Origin of the sequence: Thioclava nitratireducens, from assembly GCF_001940525.2 — a bacterium.
Classification (GTDB): domain Bacteria; phylum Pseudomonadota; class Alphaproteobacteria; order Rhodobacterales; family Rhodobacteraceae; genus Thioclava; species Thioclava nitratireducens.
Map to the genome: position 1 here is coordinate 2,963,404 of NZ_CP019437.1, position 17,226 is coordinate 2,980,629.

The window sequence follows — 17,226 nt, forward strand, 5'->3', positions numbered from 1 at the left end:
CATGGCCGAGCCGCATCCCGCCACCGATCCTGCTCTGGGTGTCGTCATCGTCACCTATCGGTCCTCGGACGTGATCGCGGCCTGCATCGCCTCGCTGCGGGCGGCGACCGGCGTGGCGCTGCATGTGGTGGTAGTCGACAATGCCTCGCCCGATGACACGGTCGAGGTGATCCGCGCGGCTGTCCCCGATCTGATGGGGGCTGCGGAGGCGGGTCAGGAAGGCATTGCGCTGATCGAGGCGGGAGCCAATGGCGGGTTTGCTGCGGGCGTCAATCTTGGCCTCGCGCGGCTCGCGGCCAATCCCGCGCTCGACCGGTTCTGGCTGCTCAACCCCGATTGCGTAGTGCTGCCCGAGACGCCTGCCGCCCTCGCCTCGCATGATCCCGGACCGCGAGGCGCCGCGATGATCGCGCATCGGGTGGTCTATGGTGACGCGCCCGATACGATCCAGATTGACGGCGGAGTGATCGACCGGCGCACCGGGATCACCCATAACCTGAACCAGTTTGCCCCCGCGGACAGCCCTGCCCCGGACCCGGAGCACATCGACTTCGTCACCGGCGCGAGCCTAGTCGCCACCCGCGCCCATCTCGAGCGCGCGGGGCCTCTGACGGAAGATTATTTCCTCTATTACGAGGAGGTCGACTGGGCGCTGCGCCGGGGCAATCTGCCGATCTCCTATTGCGCAGGCGCAATCGTTCATCACGTCGCGGGCACGGCGATCGGCTCGCAGCGGATGGGCTCGGTCGCCTCGCCATTTTCGCAATATTTCAAGCATCGCGCACGCGCGATGTTCCTGCGCCGCCATTTCCCCGCCGGGCTGATCGGCGGCGCGGCGTGGTCGCTTGCCAAAGCCGCGCAATTGCGGGCGCAGGGGCATGGAGCGGAAGCCGCGGCCCTGTTGCGGGGTTTCTTCGGAATGGCACCGCCCGATCCGGTTCTGGCCGCGCTCAGCCCGGAGGCACGGGCAAAGATCGGCCGTTAATCCCGCCGATGACTCTGTGCAAACCGCGTGTAGCTGGTGGCACGCGCCTCAGGCCGCGCCGCGTCCTCGGGGGCGTCGGCCCGCTCTTTCACCGCTTCGGTCAGCATCCACATGCCGGCGCCGAACAGGAAGAAGGTGAAGGCGTAGATCGACTCCCAGACATAGACGGTGCAGAGCGTGAAGGTCATCCCCGCGAAGGTGAACACCCAGGAGCGACGGAAATTTTGCATCCGCGTATCGCCGCTGAAATCCCGGAACATCACCTTGAACAGCCCCCAGACATAGCCGCTCGTGACCAGCAGGAAGCCGGGGATGCCATAGCGCACCGCCATCACCAGCCAGAAATTATCCATCGAGCCGGAATACATGTACCACGGTCGCACCCAGTCGTTCAGGCCGATCCCGAAGACCGGGTTGGCCCAGACATTCTTCAGCCCCCACTCGAAGATGATCGTGCGCCAATAGGCGGTATGGGCCGAGAAGGTCGCGTAGCTGAGAAACACCATGATCGGCGAGCGGTTCGACAGCAGGTCCACCGTGACATAGGCGAAAGCGAAGAGCCCCGTCAGCAGCCACCAGCGCCATTCGATCCGCACGAAGGTGATATACCAGCCGATCAGCCCCAGTTGCAGCAGCAGCGACAGAAGCGCGCCCGAAGACAGCGCGAGAAAGCCGTTGAGCAGGATCATCCCGCTCGCCACCACCCGCCATCCGAGCGATTTGATCCCGTCGAAGGCCACGAAGGCGAAGGCGAAGACGACCGAGCAATAGAGCCCGAAATGGATCGGATGGGCGAAGGGGCCCTGCACACGCTCCAGCCCCAAGCGCGGCTCCTGAAAGTTGTAGGTGATCGTGCTCATTCCCGGCAGCTTGTCGATCAGCGTCGGGATCAGGGTCGTGCCGGTCTTGGTCTCGTAAAGCGAAAATGGCGTCAGGATCAGCACCGACCAGATCAGCACCTTGCCCAGCGCCGCGAAATCCTCGCGCGAGCGGATATAGGCGCGCCCGATCAGGTAGCCTCCCAGCACCTCGAGCCCCACCGAGCCCGCTTGCTGAATGACGCGATCCGGGTTGTTGACCGCGAGCGCGACCGACAGCCACAGCGCATGGAACAGGAACAGCCAGTCCACCGGCAATATCCGCCCCGCGCGCCCGCTGAAGACGCGCGCGAAGGCGGGCAGGATGAAGAACATCAGCACGAGACGGCTTCCGGTGATCGCAAGCGGGCCGAGGTTGAACTTGAAGGGCAGCAGGATCGACAGCACGAACAGCAGCACCGGCCACGGCAGTTTCGCGGTCGCGAGCGCGGCGGTCTCGGCAATGCGGTTTCGCCCACCCGCACGGCGTGTCGGGCGCGCATGCTCCGGCATGGTGCCACCGATCGCCCCGGCGCGCATCAGCGCATCGCCCCGCTCACCGCCGGGCGGCTCGCGGTCAGATCAAGGGCTTCAAGCTCGCCGTGGAAGCTGCCCTTGCCGAAGGGATTGCCCAGCGCAAGGCCCCAATATTCCATCGGCTTGAGCCGCCCCGAGACGGTGCCTTTGCCGATCACCTCCTCGCCCGCCAGCACCTCGAAAAGACTATCCTCCGAGGCGTAGCGGAAGGTGATGTCGTGCCATTTTCCGTCATAGATCGGCACGCGTTTGGTGCGAAGGAACAGCCGCTGCCCACTCTCGGGCCAGAACTCGACCTCGAAGGTACCGCGCCCGGTAACCCGCACGATCAGCGATTGATGCAGGCGCAACAGCTCTCCCGCGGATTTGTAATCGCCCATCGCTCGCAGGCTCATATGCAGCGAGAAGCGATCTGCTCCGAAAAGAGGGGCGACCATCTCGCGCGGGATCACCACTGCGCCCCCGCCGAGCCCGAATTCCAATGCGCCGGGGCTGAGCGGGATCGAGTCGAGCACTTTCGGCTGCGACCCGGCATGCGAGATCACCCGGCCCAGTTGCGGATCGTAGCTGAGGATACGGTCCTCGCGGACCATGACGTAGCCGGTGCTCTGCGCGCTCCGCCCATCGGGCAGCGTGAGCGAGAGGGTCACTTTGTGCCGACCCGGCATTCGGAAGCCCACCGGCACCTGCACACCATCGAGACTGGTCTGCCCGTCGATCTGCCATTCATAGGCGACCTCGGCGGGGTCCACGCCTTCGGGAAGCACACTCGCGCGCGCATCGAATTGCAGCGTCGTGCCGCCTCCCTCGCCTCGGGCAAACCGCATGACCGGCTGGAACGCATCCGGACCGCCGAGGATATCCAGCATCGGCGCACCGATCCCGCTCCCGGCCAATGGACCACTCGGCAGATAGGCGTAATTCCCGATCTCACGCGGCGCACCGGTGCGCGCGGCGACGAAAATATCGTCGTAATAGCCCGCCCGCTGCGGCGTGACGTCCTGGATCAGCAGGTTGTCCCGTACCCTCCAGTCGGGCTGCCCCGCAGGCCCTGCGATCTCGCTCACCGCATTGCGGGCGATCTCGACGGCGCGGGCGTCGCGCGCCACGCGGATCTGCGGGATCCAGAGAACCGGGTCGCGTTTCTCGCCCTCGGAATAGACATCATGGATGAGCGTGTTGTTGGCGATCTTCACGCCGTCCGCCTCCCCCAAAGTGATCCCGTGCAGATGGGCGTTGATGATGACGTTCCCGCTGATCTCGACGTTGCGGTAGAACATCTCCGCCCCGGCCTTGCCGCGATCGACCAGCTCGTTGCGCATCAGGATCGACTGGGTGAAGCCGCCCTCCCCGGAATTGAGCAGATTGCCCCGGATCGCGATGTCGCGGCTGGGGCGTTCGGTGCCTGCGGTCCAGAACTGGATCATGTCGGCATGATCGCCGGACGCGACCGCGCGACGGAAATCGTGAATGTGGTTGCCCGCGATCTCGGCGCGCTCGATCTGGGCGAAGTTTAGCCCGTCCATCCGCATGTCGTGGATATCGTTGCCGACCAGATTCAGATCGGTGCAATCGGTGAAGATCGCGCCGCGATAGAAGCGGCGGAACTCGGAGCTCTCGACCGTGATCCCGGTCGAGGCGCGCACGGCGAGGCCGAAAGCAGTCGGCAGCGGGCCCTGCTCGATCAACTCGGGATCGGGCGGCGCGAGGTCACCGTCGAACACCACATTGCGGATTGTCAGATTGCGCGTGGTAAAGACCTGAAACGGGCGCGTGTTGGACCGGTCGCCCTCTGCGTAACGATAGTCGAACATCACCGCCTCGATCACGACATGACTGACCTCCTGCAGGTCCATTCGCGCGATCACCGCCGGGTTGCCCGGATCGGCAGAGCGAAAGGTGATCGGCGCATCCTCGCGCCCCGCCATACCCCGCAGCTCGAGAGCGTCATAGTCGCCCGGCGCGATCAGGACCGTATCGCCCGGCTCCAGCTTCGCCCCGATCCGCGCGAGTGCTTCGGTATCCGAGACCTGCCAATCGCGCGCCATTGCGGGCCATGCGCCGAGCATGACAAATCCGACGGCCAAAAGCCCACGCCATCCGACGCGGGCCGCATGCCTCGTGGTGAATGCGATCTGCTCCATCGCTGCCTGCCTGTTCCGGGCCGCTTCTTGCGGCTCTGATGTCTTGACGTCACGCTAGCGTGAGGGCGATCAAGGCAGCAAGCGCTTTAACCCAGATTTAACTTTTCACGTCGCCTTTGTGGCCTTCGCGCCGCTAAAGCCGCCCGAAAATCGCCTGCCGCAGCATCCAGCCCATCCGCGCGAGCCGCAGCCTTGCGAGCGTGCACACCGCGCGGCGACGCTCGGTCGCACCGTTCAGCTCGGGATGGCGCAGGACCTTCGGCAGATGGGCGAGTATCGACACCGGCATCAACAGCGCCTTCGCGCCCCAACGCAGCCGCGCGGGCAGGCTCGCGCCATTCACACCGAAGCCTTCCTCGGTCAGGCGCCGCCATTTGCGCGACAGCGCCGCCCAATCCTGCCGCGACGGATGGCCCACGCGCAGCCTTTCTGCATAGACCAGCGAATAGCCCTTCGCGGTCGCCCGACGGCACCAGTCCAGATCTTCCGACAGCCCGGCGATGAAGGGGCCGGTGGCCTCATAAATATCGCGCCGGGTCAGCAGGTTGCCGGTGCCGGAGAACCCCTTTTCCTCGATATAGCGCCGGAAATCGAATGCGAAGACGGTCTCGAACGCCTCCGCGCCGGAACGCGGCGGCGGAGTCTCTTCGAAGACGAAGACATGCCCGCCGACCAGATCGCCCTGCCCGGCCACGGCGAAAGCGGTCGCGATCCAGTCCGGGTCGGCCACGCAATCGCTGTCGATGAAGAACAGCCGCTCCGCCGTCGTCTCCGCCACGCCGCGATTGCGGGCCTCTGCCGCGCCCTTCTTGGTCTCGGTGACGATCCGAAGGTCGGGATAGGCCGCGCGGACGGGGCCAAGATCATCGGTCGAGCCATTGTCGACCACCAGCAGCTCGCAACGCGCATCCAGCTGCGGCGCAAGCGTCTCGAGGCAGCGCATGAGCCGCGTGACATCGTTGAAATGCGGGATGATGATCGCGGCCTCGGCCATCACAGCGCCTTCATCAGGTTTAACAGCGCCGCGTCATAGGCGGCGAGCCGGTCGATCCCCCGCGCCAGCGCCGATTGCGCCTCTGCGGCCAGCGTCTCGCGATTGGCGAACCCTCGCTCCAGCGCCGCCATCACCGTATCCGCATCCGCCGTGGTCGCATCGACCGTGTGATCGTAGCCAAGCGCGCCGAAAAGCCCCGCGAACTTGCGGCTATAGGCAAGCGGCACCACCGCGACACCCGCCGAAAATGCCGCGATACAGGCATGCATCCGCGCCCCGGTGAAGAAATCGAGCCCGGCGATATAGCTCTTGGCCTCGGAGGGGCTTGCGAAGGCAGGCGCGCAGATCACGTCATGCTCGGCCGCCAGCGTCTCACAGGCGCGCAGGTCATCCTCGATCACCATCGGGCCTTCGGGCACGATCACATGCGGGACCAGATGGACCTCCGCTCCCTGCCCCTTGAACCAGTCGATCGCGCGCGCGATCAGCGCGGGATAATCCAGCGCCATCCCGAAATCATTGCTCCCGTGATAGCCCCCCGCCATCAACAGCCCCGAGACATTGAGACCGACGCGCACCGGCCCACCATCACGCGGCGCGGGCGGATCAAAAGGCAGCCGCAGCGCCAGATCGGAGGCCAGAACTGGAGCGCCGCGATAGCCCAGATCGTCCAGCGCCGCGCGCGAGCGTTCGTCGCGCACCGCCACCAAAGCCGAACGGTTGAGGCTCATCCGCGCCAGCCGCTTCGACCAGCCCTTGGTGAACGGCCCCACGGTCTGCGGCGCGACCACCAAAGGCGTGCCCGCGAGATGGGCGGCGAACTTCATCCAGAACATCTTCACCAGCCGCGAGGTGCCGTAGATGTCCGCGAAACTGTCGCCGCCGCCAATGTCGATCACCAGATCGGCTGCCTTAACTTCGGCCCACAACCCTTTGGGCGATTTCAGAAACGCGCCATCCACCTCGATCAGCCGCAGGTCATCGCCCGCGACATAGGGCGCGCGCCGGTCCTTCCAGTCGAGCACGGTAATCGCGATCTCGCGCCCCGCTTTCGTGGCCAGATCGCGCAGCAGGGCGATCTCCGACACGGTCAGCGCGCCAACGCCAAGATTGTCCGAGCGCGTCGAGTGGAAGATCAGGCAGACGCGCAGCGTGCGGCTCATATCCGTCCTCGCCAGACGCGGCGCATCGTGCCTGCGAAGTTGCGCAGGTTCCGCGTGACCGGGTTCTGCAATGCACAGGCGCGCAGGTTCATCCCCTCATAGCGCGGGATCGGACGGGCCATCAGTTTGAGCGCGGCGAGACGCGCGAAAAGGGCGCGGCGGCGTTCGCGCTGACCGGGTTGGATCGCGGCGAGTTCCGCCACATCGAACGGCGCGGTCTCGACCGCCTCTGCCGCCTCGGCCTCCCTTAGAATGTCCGCGCCGAGCCGCGTGCGCGCCACGATCAGGCTGCGCCCCGGCGCCTCCTCGAACAGCGGATAGCCTTCGTCATCGGCTTCCCACGCATCGGCGCAGACCAGATCGGCGGCAACCCCGGTGCCATCGGCGCAAATCTTGCAGCGATGCTGGACATGGCGCGAGAGCACCCCGCCCCAGGCCGCGTGATAGCTCGTCTCGCGGGTGGCGCCATCATGTAGCGTGGCCACCGTCTTGCCCGGCCAGCCATTGCCGCGATAGCGCAGGCCTGTCAGTTGATCCTCGGGCGCGCCCATCTCCGCCAGCAACTCCCGCGCGCCCTCCGCGCTGGGAACGCCCGCGCAGAAGAAGGACAGGATCACCGGGAAAGTCCGCGCGAGTTTCGGATCGCGCGCCACAAGCGCCCGCAGTGCGACCGCATCGCAAGGCTTCCCGATCACCGCGAAGCGCCGCCCATCCGCGATCAGCGCCGACAGATCGGCCAGCGGGGCTGAGGGCGCATAGCGCGAGCCCGCAGCCCCCAGAACCTCGTCGCGCGTGGTACTCAGCCGCATCCGGTTTCCGATCGGCTTCTCGGGGTCGGGTTCGATCTGGGCGATGGCATCGACACGACCCGATTGCAGCAGATGCAGCGCCAGCGCCGAGAGCGCCCCGCCCGAAGCGCCTGCGTGGCGCAGGTCCGGGTCGGTGGCATGGCCGCTCTTCATCTCCATGAACCGCCCCCAGAGCGGCTCCTCTCCGGGCGCGACGCGCTGCGCGCTCTGGCCCAAGCCGGGGCAACAGGCGGCGATGGCGGCCTCGGCGCGGGCGGAAATCTCGGCGCTTTGCAGCGGGCGCAGGAAGCCGCGCGTATCCGGAGCCATGGCGATCTCGTCAGGCGCGACCGCCGCGCAAAGCCCGCAGCCTGCACAGAGATCACCCGCCGCGACATGCGCGAGCGCATCGCTCGAAGGCGTCGAAATGGGGTTGTGATGGGTCATGCTCGGCCGCCCTGCTTTTTCACGAAGTTGAACAGCAAAGCCGGGAATCTGGCAAGGCGGCACACCGCCGGAGACCTCGGTTGACGTGGCTGTCAGGCCACAGCCGTAATGCCGCGCTTGACCAAGCGGTAGCCGGGGCGGGATTATGGGCGCAAAACATGCGCGGGCGGCGAAATCCCGCGCCATATCGGACTGTACATGCTTCGCACCGCGATCCTCATCCTCAGCGGGAACGCCGCCACCTCGGCGCTGATGCTCGCGCGCAACCTCGTAATCGCGCGGCTGATCCCGGTCGCCGATTACGGCGTGGCCGCGACCTTCGCGATGGTGATGGCGGTGATCGAGATGGGCTCGACGCTGGGGCTGCAGCAGCAGATCGTGCAGTCGAAGCGCGGCGACGACCCGGCGTTTCAGGCCGCACTGCAAGGTTTTCAACTGCTGCGCGGCTTGATCGCGGCGGCGGCGCTGTTCGTGCTGGCGGGGCCGATCGCCGACTTCCTCGCGATCCCGGAGGCCGCATCTGCCTATCGCTGGCTCGCGCTGGTGCCGCTCCTGACGGCGGCGCAGCATTTCGACATCCACCGCGCCCAGCGCAGGGGCCACTATCGCCCGATGCTGCTGACAGGGGCGCTGCCCGCACTGGCCGCGCTGATCGCGATCTGGCCGCTCTCGCGTCTCGTCGACGACTGGCAGGTGGCGCTTTGGGCGGTCCTGCTGCACGCGGCCCTCGGGGTTCTGGTCTCGCACCTGATGGCCGAGCGCCGCTACCGCCTGCGCCTCGACCGCGCCGAGATGCGCGCGAACCTGCGTTTCGGCGCGCCGCTTCTGGCCAATGCGGCCCTGATGTATCTCGTCTTTCAGGGCGACAAGATCATCGTCGGGCGACTGGCAGGAATGGAGGCGCTGGCGGTCTTCGCGATGGGCATGACACTGACGCTGACGCCCACGCTGATTGGCGCGAAGTCGGTGCAGAACCTCTTTTTACCGAAACTCTCGGTCGCACATGGCCGTGCGGACGCCTCCGCGCATCGCCAGCTTGCCGGGGCGACATTCGAGGGGATGTTCCTCACCGGATCGACCCTCCTGCTGGGCACGGTCCTGATCGGACCGTTCGTCGTCACCGCCCTTCTGGGGACGAAATATGCAAGCCTCCTGCCGCTCCTGATCCCCTTCGCGCTTATGAACGCGCTCCGCGCGATCAAGAACGGGCCGAGCACGGTCGCGCTCTCGGCGGGGCAGACCGATAATGGCTTTTGGGGGAACCTGCCCCGGATCGCGGTTCTCCCGCTGAGCTATTGGGCGCTTGCCCAGACCGGCTCGGTCGTGCCGGTGATCTGGCTCGGGGTCACGGGCGAGGCGATCGGTCTCGGCGTGGCGCTCTGGCGGCTGTCGCGGGTCATGGCGCTGCCACAGGTTGGCCGCGCTGCGCTGACGACCGCACTCGTGCTGGTCGCGATCCCGCTGATTACACTTGCCGCGCCCGGCACGCTGCTGATCTGGCCGATCGCGCTGCTCCTGATCGCGGCGCAACTTGTCGCCCTGCCCCATCTGCGGGCCTATTTCGGACGCCCGCAGATCGGCACTGCCTGACTCCGCGCCTCTGTACGATTTTCGTGCTACACTCTCCGATGACGCGCGCCATAAACCAAAGATGGAGGATCGGTATGAACCGATTTCTGGGTTATGTCTTCGTCGCGGCGCTCTCATTCGCTACGCCTGCCCTCGCGGAGGAGATGCGCGAGGTTCCGGTGTATTTCTCAGCCGGAGCGGATAACGCGGTTCTGAGCGATCGCATCAAGGGCTATGACAGCGTGATCTACACGATCGGCGCCGAGGCCGGTCAGACGATCGATATCAAGCTGTCCACGAACCACACCGCCACGTATTTCAACCTCTACGGTCCCGGGAGCGGGCCCGGCGATCAGGCGATCATCAACAGCCAGTTCACGCCCGAGCTGAACCACTACACCGGCACGCTGCCGAGTTCGGGGACATACAAGATCTCGGTCTACATGATGCGCTCGGCGGCGCGGCGCGACGAGGTTGCGAATTTCGACATCCGGATCGGGATCACCGGGAAGACCGGCGCCATCGTGCAGGGTGATTATGCCGACGGGCTGCAGGGCGGGCCGGATTTCTGGCAGGTCCAGACCGGCGATATCAACGATCCGCTGAACCTGCGCGCGGGGCCCTCGACCGGGGCTACGATCCTCGGCCGGTTCCCCGAGGGGGCGATCCTGCGCAACATGGGCTGCCGAATGGCCGAGGGTCAGCGCTGGTGCCAGGTCGCGGCCACCGAGGGCTCTCTGACCGGCTGGGTCGCAGGACGCTATCTGCGAGAAGGCTCTGCCCCGCCACCGCGCGTGGCCGAACCCGAGACCCGCGATCAGCAGGTCCAGTTCGCCCCCGGCACGAGCGGCGCGGTGCTGAGATCGACCCTCGCCCCCGGCGCTGCGGTCAACTACCGGCTCGGCGCGCGGGCCAAGCAGTTCCTGACGGCACAGCTCCAGACAGGCTCGCCTGCGGTGCATTTCAACATCTTCACCCCGGACGGCCAGCTTCTCTACGAGAGCCGCGGCGGTAGGCGCGACTATCGCGGACAGCTCTGGCTCAACGGCGAAAACCGGATCACGGTGTACAATATCGGCGACGCCCCTGCCCCCTTCACGATGATCGTCGGGATCGAGTGAGCGCGGGCGCGAACCCGGGAGGACAATCCAATGAACAAGAGGACGACACTCACACGCAGGGCCGCCACCGCGGCCCTGGCGGGCGTGACCCTGAGCGCGCTCGCAGCCTGCGTTCCAGAGCCACCCGACGGACGGCCAAGCCCGCTCGACGGGCACTGGGTCGGTAGGTACACCCCTCAGAGCATGCGTGTGATGGATCGGCCCTGCACGCCGGGCTACGGCGGGATATTCATCCGGGACGGCCGGGTTTCGGGCCAGGCCACCAACACCTACGGAGCTTCCTACAGGGTAACCGGGCAAGTCGTCGGAGCCGACCGGATCGTCGGGAATTTCTACTTCCGAACGCGCTCTGTCGGCTCACTCAAGGGGCAGCTCGTCAAAGGGCGCCTCGTGGGGGATTATCAAAACGTCGACGGGTGCAGCGGCACCTGGGTCGCGACGCGACAGTGAGGAGGCTTACTCTGAAACCTTCTTCACGAATTGCGACTTCAGCCCCATCTGGCCGATGCCGGGCACCTTGCAGTCGATGTCGTGATCGCCGTCGACGAGACGGATGCCGCGCACCTTGGTGCCGACCTTCACCACCGAGGAGGAGCCCTTCACCTTGAGGTCCTTGATCACGGTCACCGTGTCGCCGTCGTTCAGCACGTTGCCCACCGCGTCGCGCACCTCCGCGGGCGCATCCGCGTCACCCGAGGCCGACCATTCATGGCCGCATTCGGGACAGATCAGCAGGGCGTCCATCTCGTAGGTGAAGGACGAGTTGCATTCGGGGCACGGGGGCAAGGTATCGCTCATGGGTCATGCCCTTAGTCTCGCGCGCCTGTTATCGCCAGAAAAATCTTTCTCCTGCGAGAAAAAGCGGGAAGCGATCTGTGCGGCTCCGGCCCGCTCAGGCTGCATCAGGCAAGCCGTGAACCTCGCCAGCGCGCAGGACCTCTGGCGCATAGGCCTTGCGGGAAAACACCTCGCGGACGTCCCCGACGAAGCTCTCCAGCGGGTCCATCGGATAGGCCGGATCGAAGCTCGACTGATCCCAGCGCTCGCAGAATTGCTCGCAGCTGCGATAACAGGGGTGGTCCTTGAATTTCTGGCGCTCCTCCGGGTCCCAACCGTAGTGATGGCCGTAATAGGCGATCTGGAAAATGCCGTGATGTTCGACCACCCACGAGACCTCCTCGCGGACATAGGGCCGCAGAATTTCCGCCGCCATCCGGTCGTGGTTCTGGGGCGCGAGCCGGTCGCCGATGTCGTGCAGCAGTGCCGCCACGATCCAGTCAAGATCCGCCCCGTCCCGCCGCGCCCGGGTCGCCGCCTGCAGCCCGTGTTCGAGCCGCGTGATCTGGTAGCCCGACAGCGTCTCCTCCGCCTGCGCGGCGAGTTCGCGCAACAACCGATCCGCCGTTCCTGCAAGGAAAGGCTTCTCCAGCTCTTCGAGCAGTTCGTAATCTTCGCGGGTGCCGTCTTTCATCTGGATGAAGGAGACTGTCGGTCCGGATGCGGTCATCTGCGGTCCTTCCGGTTGCGGGTTTCATTCCTTGGCCGCCTCGGGCCACACCGGACATCGTGACGCGGGATGGCGAAAATGGCCAGAGCGCGGCCGCACCTTCCAGTTTCACCCCGAACGGAAAGAGGCCCTCTCCGGGGGCGGAGAGGGCCAGTTTCGCCGATCAGGCTCATTAGTTTACCGCCCGAGCTGTTTTTAGTCTCGCCTGGGCCTTCTCGGCGTCTGGGACGAGCGCACCCGCCCCGGATCTCAGTATTGTTTCATCGCAATCTCGATGGTGCGTTCTGACACCCCGAAATAATGCGCAAGCTTGGGAACGTCGTTTCCATGTAGTGAGCGAGCAGCCTCAAGCGCTCCATCACCGAACAACAACGTTGCCGCAAATTGATTGGCCTCGCGCTCTTCTTTCGGATCGGCGTAGAACATACTTTCAGAGCGATCCAGATATGCGACTGCGCCAAGCGGGTCTGTGTGATCCGCGTGCAGGTAGTAGTGGCCGATTTCGTGCAAAACCGCGAAACGCTGTGCGGTGACAGACTGCTCGCTGTTAACCTCGATGCGGTAGCCATTTGGAGCGAAAGCATCCTGCACCAAGCGCCCCGCCATTCTGCGAGGCAGCGGAGTACGAACCACATCGAAACCCAAAGCTTCCGCCAGAACCCGTACGGACTTCGCCTTGCCATCGATTGACGGAGCAAAGTTGAAGTTCCTCAGCAGATGACGATGCTCGCCACTTTGCGGAAGACGCTTGAAGATGTCTCGTAAACTTTTCAATCACACCTCCTTCAGTGCAGCGCCATCTCGCGCGCGGTCATCAGGGTGACGGTGGTCGCACCGCCGCCCATCCGGATATCGGTCACGTCGAGCGCGTGGTGATCGAGGTCGCCGCCGAGGCAGGCGATCTCGGTGCCCGTGAAAGTCGCGTCGATCAGCGAGGTCAGCCCCTCGCCCACCAGCTCGGCCTCGATGCCACCGGGGATGCGGCGCGTCGTTTTGGGGGTCACCCGCTTATTGCCGACGATCAGGTCCAATTTCCGCTCCTTGCCGCCTTTGGCGGTCGTTTCTGTCCCTCGGGCCGCGCCCGTCTTCCCTCGGCCCGGACAGACCGGACCGCGCCGTCGTCGTCGGGGCCCCGGCCGCCAGACCGAGACCCCTGTCCCTCAAGAGCAACCGCTGGTCGCCCCGCAGGTGTTGCACTTCATGCAGGTGCCGTTGCGCACCAGCGTGTAGTTGCCGCAATCTCCGCAAGCTTCGCCCTCGTAGCCCTGCATCTTCGCCTTGGCGCGGGCATCCATCTGGACCGAGCCCGAGGAGACCGCGGTGGAGCTGGAGGCACGGGCCTGCGCGCTTTGCGCGGGCATCTGCGAGGTCACCACTTCCACGCCGCCCTGCAGAGCCATCAGCTCTTGCGGCAGGCGCTTGCGCAGATAGCCGGTCGAGGAAATCTGGCGCAGCACTTCGAGCGACTTCGAAGCGTTCTCGGACATCGGCTCGACATTGCCGTCGGCGCGCTTGCCCTCGTTCTCGCCACCGCCCAGATCGTCGAAGCTGGTGCCCTGCGGCTTGATATGCGCAAGGTCGGTGCGGTCGAGATAGGACACGGCCAGTTCGCGGAACACGTAGTCGAGGATCGAGGTCGCGTTCTTGATCGAGTCGTTGCCCTGCACCATCCCGGCCGGTTCGAACTTGGTGAAGGTGAAGGCGTCCACGAACTCCTCCAGCGGCACGCCGTATTGCAGGCCCACCGACACGGCGATCGCGAAGTTGTTCATCATCGCCCGGAAGCCAGCGCCTTCCTTGTGCATGTCGATGAAGATCTCGCCCAACGTGCCGTCATGGTATTCGCCGGTGCGCAGATAGACCTTGTGACCGCCCACGACCGCCTTCTGGGTGTAGCCCTTGCGACGTTCGGGGAGCTTCTCGCGGTGGCTGCGGACGATCTCCTTGACCAGCACCTTCTCGACGATCTTCTCGGCGAGCACGGCGGCCTTTTCCTGGGTCGAGCCGGTGGCGAGGATTTCCTCGGCCTCCTCGTCATCCTCGACCAGCGCGGCGGCCAGCGGCTGCGACAGTTTCGACCCGTCACGGTAGAGCGCATTGGCCTTGATCCCGAGCGACCAGCTGAGCTCGTAAGCCGCTTTCACGTCTTCGATCGAGGCGTGGTTCGCCATGTTGATCGTCTTCGAGATCGCGCCCGAGATGAAGCTCTGCGCGGCAGCCATCATGTGGATGTGGCTCTCGACGCTGAGGTAGCGCTTGCCCTTCTTGCCGCAGGGATTGGCGCAGTCGAACACGCTCAGGTGCTCGTCCTTCAGGTGCGGTGCGCCTTCCAGCGTCATCGTCCCGCAGACATGGTCGTTCGCGGCGTCGATCTGCTTCTTGGTGAAGCCGAGGTGACGCAGCATGTCGAAGGTCGGATCGTTCAGCTTCTCGGCCGGGATGCCCAGCGTCTGGGTGCAGAACTCCTCGCCCAGCGTCCACTGGTTGAAGACGAAGCGGATATCGAAGGCGGTCGGCAGCGCGGCCTCGACCTTCTCGATCTCGCGCGGGCCGAAGCCGTGGCCGATCAGCGCGGTGGTGTTGATGTCGGGGCAGTTGCCAAGGCTGGCGTGGCCCACGGCATAGGCGATGATCTCTTCGATCTGCGCCGAGCTATAGCCCAGCGTTTCGAGCGCGCCCGGCACCGAGCGGTTGATGATCTTGAAGTAGCCGCCGCCTGCAAGCTTCTTGAATTTCACCAGCGCGAAGTCCGGCTCGATCCCGGTGGTGTCGCAATCCATTACCAGACCGATCGTCCCGGTCGGCGCGATCACCGACACCTGCGCGTTGCGGTAGCCGTGCTGCTCGCCCAGGGCCAGCGCCTCGTCCCAGGATTGCTTGGCCAGCGCGATCAGTTCCGGATCGGGGCAGCCCTTGTGATCGAGCGCGACCGGCTTGATCTCGAGGCTCTCGTAGCCATCGCTCTTGCCGTAAGCGGCGTTGCGGTGGTTGCGGATGACGCGGAGCATATGCTTCGAGTTCTTCTCGTAGCCCGGGAACGCGCCCAACTCGCCCGCCATCTCGGCCGAAGTGGCGTAGGAGACACCGGTCATCACGGCGGTCAGCGCGCCACACAGCGCCCGGCCCTCTTTCGAGTCGTAGCCCAGACCCATGTTCATCAGCAGGCCGCCGATATTGGCATAGCCGAGGCCCAGCGTGCGGAAGTCGTAGCTGCGCTGCGCGATTTCCTTCGAGGGGAACTGCGCCATCAGCACCGAAATTTCCAGCGTCACGGTCCACAGGCGGGTGGCGTGCATGTAGCTTTCGGCGTCGAACTTGCCGTCCTTGTAGAAGGTCAGCAGGTTCATCGAGGCAAGGTTACAGGCCGTGTCGTCGAGGAACATGTATTCCGAGCACGGGTTCGAGCCGCGGATCGGGCCGTCCTCGGGGCAGGTGTGCCATTCGTTGACGGTGTCGTGGAACTGGATGCCCGGATCGGCGCAGGCCCATGCGGCGTGGCCAACCTGCTCCCACAGCTCGCGCGCCTTCACGGTCTTCGCGACCTTGCCGTCGGTGCGGCGGATCAGTTCCCAATCGGCATCGTCCTTCACCGCTTTCAGGAAGGCGTTGGTGACCCGCACCGAGTTGTTCGAGTTCTGGCCCGAAACCGAAACATAGGCTTCCGAGTCCCAATCGGTGTCGTAGGTCGGGAATTCGATCGAGCTGTAGCCCTGCCGTGCATATTGCAGCACGCGGTTGATGTAGGTCTCCGGGATCATCACGCGCTTGGCGGATTTGATCGCGGCTTTCAGCGCCTCGTTCTGAGTCGGATCGACCGAGGTCTCGTCGGAGCCGTCGAATTCGCGGATCGCGGCGAAGATGCCGTTCAGCTCGCGCTCATGCAGTTTGGAGCCCGCGACCAGCGAGGCCACTTTCTGCTCTTCGATGACCTTCCAGTTGACGAATTCCTCGATATCCGGGTGATCCATGTCGCAGATCACCATCTTCGCGGCGCGGCGCGTGGTGCCGCCCGACTTGATCGCGCCCGCCGCGCGGTCGCCGATCTTGAGGAAGCCCATCAGGCCGGAGGATTTGCCACCGCCCGAGAGGCTCTCGCCTTCGGCGCGCAGGCTAGAGAAGTTGGTGCCCGTGCCCGAGCCGTATTTGAACAGGCGCGCCTCGCGGACCCAGAGGTCCATGATCCCGCCCTCTTTCACCAGATCGTCCGAGACCGACTGGATGAAGCAGGCATGGGGCTGCGGATGCTCGTAGGCCGAGGTCGAGGAGGTCAGCTTGCCGGTCTTGTGATCGACATAGAAGTGGCCCTGACCGGGACCGTCGATGCCGTAGGCCCAGTGCAGGCCGGTGTTGAACCATTGCGGCGAGTTCGGCGCGGCCATCTGTTCGGCCAGCATGAAGCGCATCTCGTCATAGTAAGCCTGCGCATCAGCTTCCGTGGTGAAGTAGCCGCCCTTCCAGCCCCAATAGCACCAGGCACCGGCGAGACGGTCGAACACTTGCTTGGCCGAGCTTTCGCCCGTGAAGCGCGCCTCTTCGGGGAGTTGGGCCAGCGCCTCTTCATCGGGAACCGAGCGCCACAGGAATTCCGGCACGCCCTTTTCCTTGACCTTCTTCAGCGCCGCCGGGACGCCGGCCTTGCGGAAGTATTTCTGCGCCAGAACGTCCGAGGCGACCTGGCTCCAACCGCCGGGCACTTCGACCGACTCGTTGCGGAACACCACCTTGCCGTCGGGATTGCGAATCTCGGATGCGGTCGTCGTGAACTCAAGCGCGCCGTAGGCGCCGGTTTCGTCGGTGGTGAACTTGCGTTCGATCTTCATTGCCCTGTCCCCGTTTGCAGTCAGTCAAATCCGGTGTCGGCGGGAGCCGCAGAGAACAGAAAGCCCGGGCCTCGCAGTCGACACCGCGAGGGCTGCGCGCCCCGGATTCGGGGGTGCAATGTCCGAAATCTGTCCCTTGGCCCTAGGCCCCACTACATCTGGTGGGTCGGCCTCCGACACCACACAACCTGCCGTAGGCGCTCCGAGCCGTCAACGAAACTTTCACCTTGAGTCAGTCCATTTTTCAGTTGACCGGCCCCAAGGGAAGCGGACTCCACGATTCCTCCACATTTG

Annotated in this window: 13 protein-coding genes; 3 read left to right on the forward strand and 10 right to left on the reverse strand. The window is 65.1% G+C overall.

Annotated features, from left to right (window positions below; all coding sequences use genetic code 11):
- Position 1 precedes the first annotated feature (1 nt).
- Entirely contained in the window at positions 2–985 is a 984-nt protein-coding gene (locus tag BMG03_RS14100) for a glycosyltransferase family 2 protein (protein ID WP_075775635.1), read from the forward strand.
- Here the strand turns inward: BMG03_RS14100 and BMG03_RS14105 are convergent.
- From BMG03_RS14105 to BMG03_RS14125, 5 genes are all read right to left on the reverse strand, one after another.
- Positions 982–2,382: an O-antigen ligase family protein gene (locus BMG03_RS14105; protein ID WP_075775636.1), complete on the reverse strand. Its 1,401-nt coding sequence runs from the start codon at positions 2,380–2,382 to the stop codon at positions 982–984. The two genes, BMG03_RS14100 and BMG03_RS14105, sit on opposite strands and share 4 nt — an antisense overlap.
- A complete protein-coding gene (locus BMG03_RS14110; RefSeq protein ID WP_075775637.1) occupies positions 2,382–4,523 on the reverse strand; it encodes a right-handed parallel beta-helix repeat-containing protein in 2,142 nt (713 codons plus the stop codon). Before BMG03_RS14110 ends, BMG03_RS14105 begins: the two co-directional genes overlap by 1 nt.
- A gap of 133 nt (positions 4,524–4,656) precedes the next feature.
- The gene (locus BMG03_RS14115) at positions 4,657–5,517 is read right to left on the reverse strand and encodes a glycosyltransferase family 2 protein (protein ID WP_077701272.1); all 861 of its coding nucleotides are present in this window, start codon (positions 5,515–5,517) and stop codon (positions 4,657–4,659) included.
- Positions 5,517–6,680, reverse strand: coding sequence for a polysaccharide pyruvyl transferase family protein (locus BMG03_RS14120; RefSeq protein ID WP_077701273.1), 1,164 nt, complete (start codon positions 6,678–6,680; stop codon positions 5,517–5,519). The genes BMG03_RS14115 and BMG03_RS14120 overlap by 1 nt, the downstream gene beginning before the upstream one ends.
- Positions 6,677–7,915, reverse strand: coding sequence for a Coenzyme F420 hydrogenase/dehydrogenase, beta subunit C-terminal domain (locus BMG03_RS14125; RefSeq protein WP_077701274.1), 1,239 nt, complete (start codon positions 7,913–7,915; stop codon positions 6,677–6,679). The genes BMG03_RS14120 and BMG03_RS14125 overlap by 4 nt, the downstream gene beginning before the upstream one ends.
- A gap of 198 nt (positions 7,916–8,113) precedes the next feature.
- Here BMG03_RS14125 and BMG03_RS14130 point away from each other — a divergent pair, with 198 nt between their 5' ends.
- Positions 8,114–9,505, forward strand: coding sequence for an oligosaccharide flippase family protein (locus BMG03_RS14130; RefSeq protein ID WP_075775638.1), 1,392 nt, complete (start codon positions 8,114–8,116; stop codon positions 9,503–9,505).
- Between the two features lie 74 nt (positions 9,506–9,579).
- The gene (locus BMG03_RS14135; RefSeq protein ID WP_075775639.1) at positions 9,580–10,605 is read left to right on the forward strand and encodes an SH3 domain-containing protein; all 1,026 of its coding nucleotides are present in this window, start codon (positions 9,580–9,582) and stop codon (positions 10,603–10,605) included.
- A 456-nt stretch (positions 10,606–11,061) separates the two neighbouring features.
- Here BMG03_RS14135 and BMG03_RS14145 read toward each other — a convergent pair whose 3' ends face one another.
- The 5 genes from BMG03_RS14145 to BMG03_RS14165 form a co-directional block, all read right to left on the reverse strand.
- Positions 11,062–11,403, reverse strand: a complete 342-nt coding sequence (locus BMG03_RS14145) for a zinc ribbon domain-containing protein YjdM (RefSeq protein ID WP_075775641.1) — start codon at positions 11,401–11,403, stop codon at positions 11,062–11,064.
- A gap of 94 nt (positions 11,404–11,497) precedes the next feature.
- Positions 11,498–12,112, reverse strand: coding sequence for an HD domain-containing protein (locus BMG03_RS14150; protein WP_075775642.1), 615 nt, complete (start codon positions 12,110–12,112; stop codon positions 11,498–11,500).
- Positions 12,113–12,361: 249 nt separating this feature from the next.
- The gene (locus BMG03_RS14155) at positions 12,362–12,886 is read right to left on the reverse strand and encodes an ImmA/IrrE family metallo-endopeptidase (protein ID WP_075775643.1); all 525 of its coding nucleotides are present in this window, start codon (positions 12,884–12,886) and stop codon (positions 12,362–12,364) included.
- An 11-nt stretch (positions 12,887–12,897) separates the two neighbouring features.
- Positions 12,898–13,143, reverse strand: coding sequence for a hypothetical protein (locus BMG03_RS14160; protein WP_075775644.1), 246 nt, complete (start codon positions 13,141–13,143; stop codon positions 12,898–12,900).
- 129 nt (positions 13,144–13,272) lie between these two features.
- Positions 13,273–16,932: a vitamin B12-dependent ribonucleotide reductase gene (locus BMG03_RS14165; protein WP_075775645.1), complete on the reverse strand. Its 3,660-nt coding sequence runs from the start codon at positions 16,930–16,932 to the stop codon at positions 13,273–13,275.
- Positions 16,933–17,226: the final 294 nt, after the last annotated feature.

Bases quoted from the DNA above. Each gene is read 5' to 3' on its own strand.
- BMG03_RS14145 (WP_075775641.1), bottom strand. From the start codon at position 11,403: ATGAGCGATACCTTGCCCCCGTGCCCCGAATGCAACTCGTCCTTCACC.
- BMG03_RS14150 (WP_075775642.1), bottom strand. From the start codon at position 12,112: ATGACCGCATCCGGACCGACAGTCTCCTTCATCCAGATGAAAGACGGC.
- BMG03_RS14165 (WP_075775645.1), bottom strand. From the start codon at position 16,932: ATGAAGATCGAACGCAAGTTCACCACCGACGAAACCGGCGCCTACGGC.
- BMG03_RS14105 (WP_075775636.1), bottom strand. From the start codon at position 2,382: ATGCGCGCCGGGGCGATCGGTGGCACCATGCCGGAGCATGCGCGCCCG.
- BMG03_RS14100 (WP_075775635.1), top strand. From the start codon at position 2: ATGGCCGAGCCGCATCCCGCCACCGATCCTGCTCTGGGTGTCGTCATC.
- BMG03_RS14120 (WP_077701273.1), bottom strand. From the start codon at position 6,680: ATGAGCCGCACGCTGCGCGTCTGCCTGATCTTCCACTCGACGCGCTCG.
- BMG03_RS14135 (WP_075775639.1), top strand. From the start codon at position 9,580: ATGAACCGATTTCTGGGTTATGTCTTCGTCGCGGCGCTCTCATTCGCT.
- BMG03_RS14125 (WP_077701274.1), bottom strand. From the start codon at position 7,915: ATGACCCATCACAACCCCATTTCGACGCCTTCGAGCGATGCGCTCGCG.
- BMG03_RS14110 (WP_075775637.1), bottom strand. From the start codon at position 4,523: ATGGAGCAGATCGCATTCACCACGAGGCATGCGGCCCGCGTCGGATGG.
- BMG03_RS14115 (WP_077701272.1), bottom strand. From the start codon at position 5,517: ATGGCCGAGGCCGCGATCATCATCCCGCATTTCAACGATGTCACGCGG.
- BMG03_RS14130 (WP_075775638.1), top strand. From the start codon at position 8,114: ATGCTTCGCACCGCGATCCTCATCCTCAGCGGGAACGCCGCCACCTCG.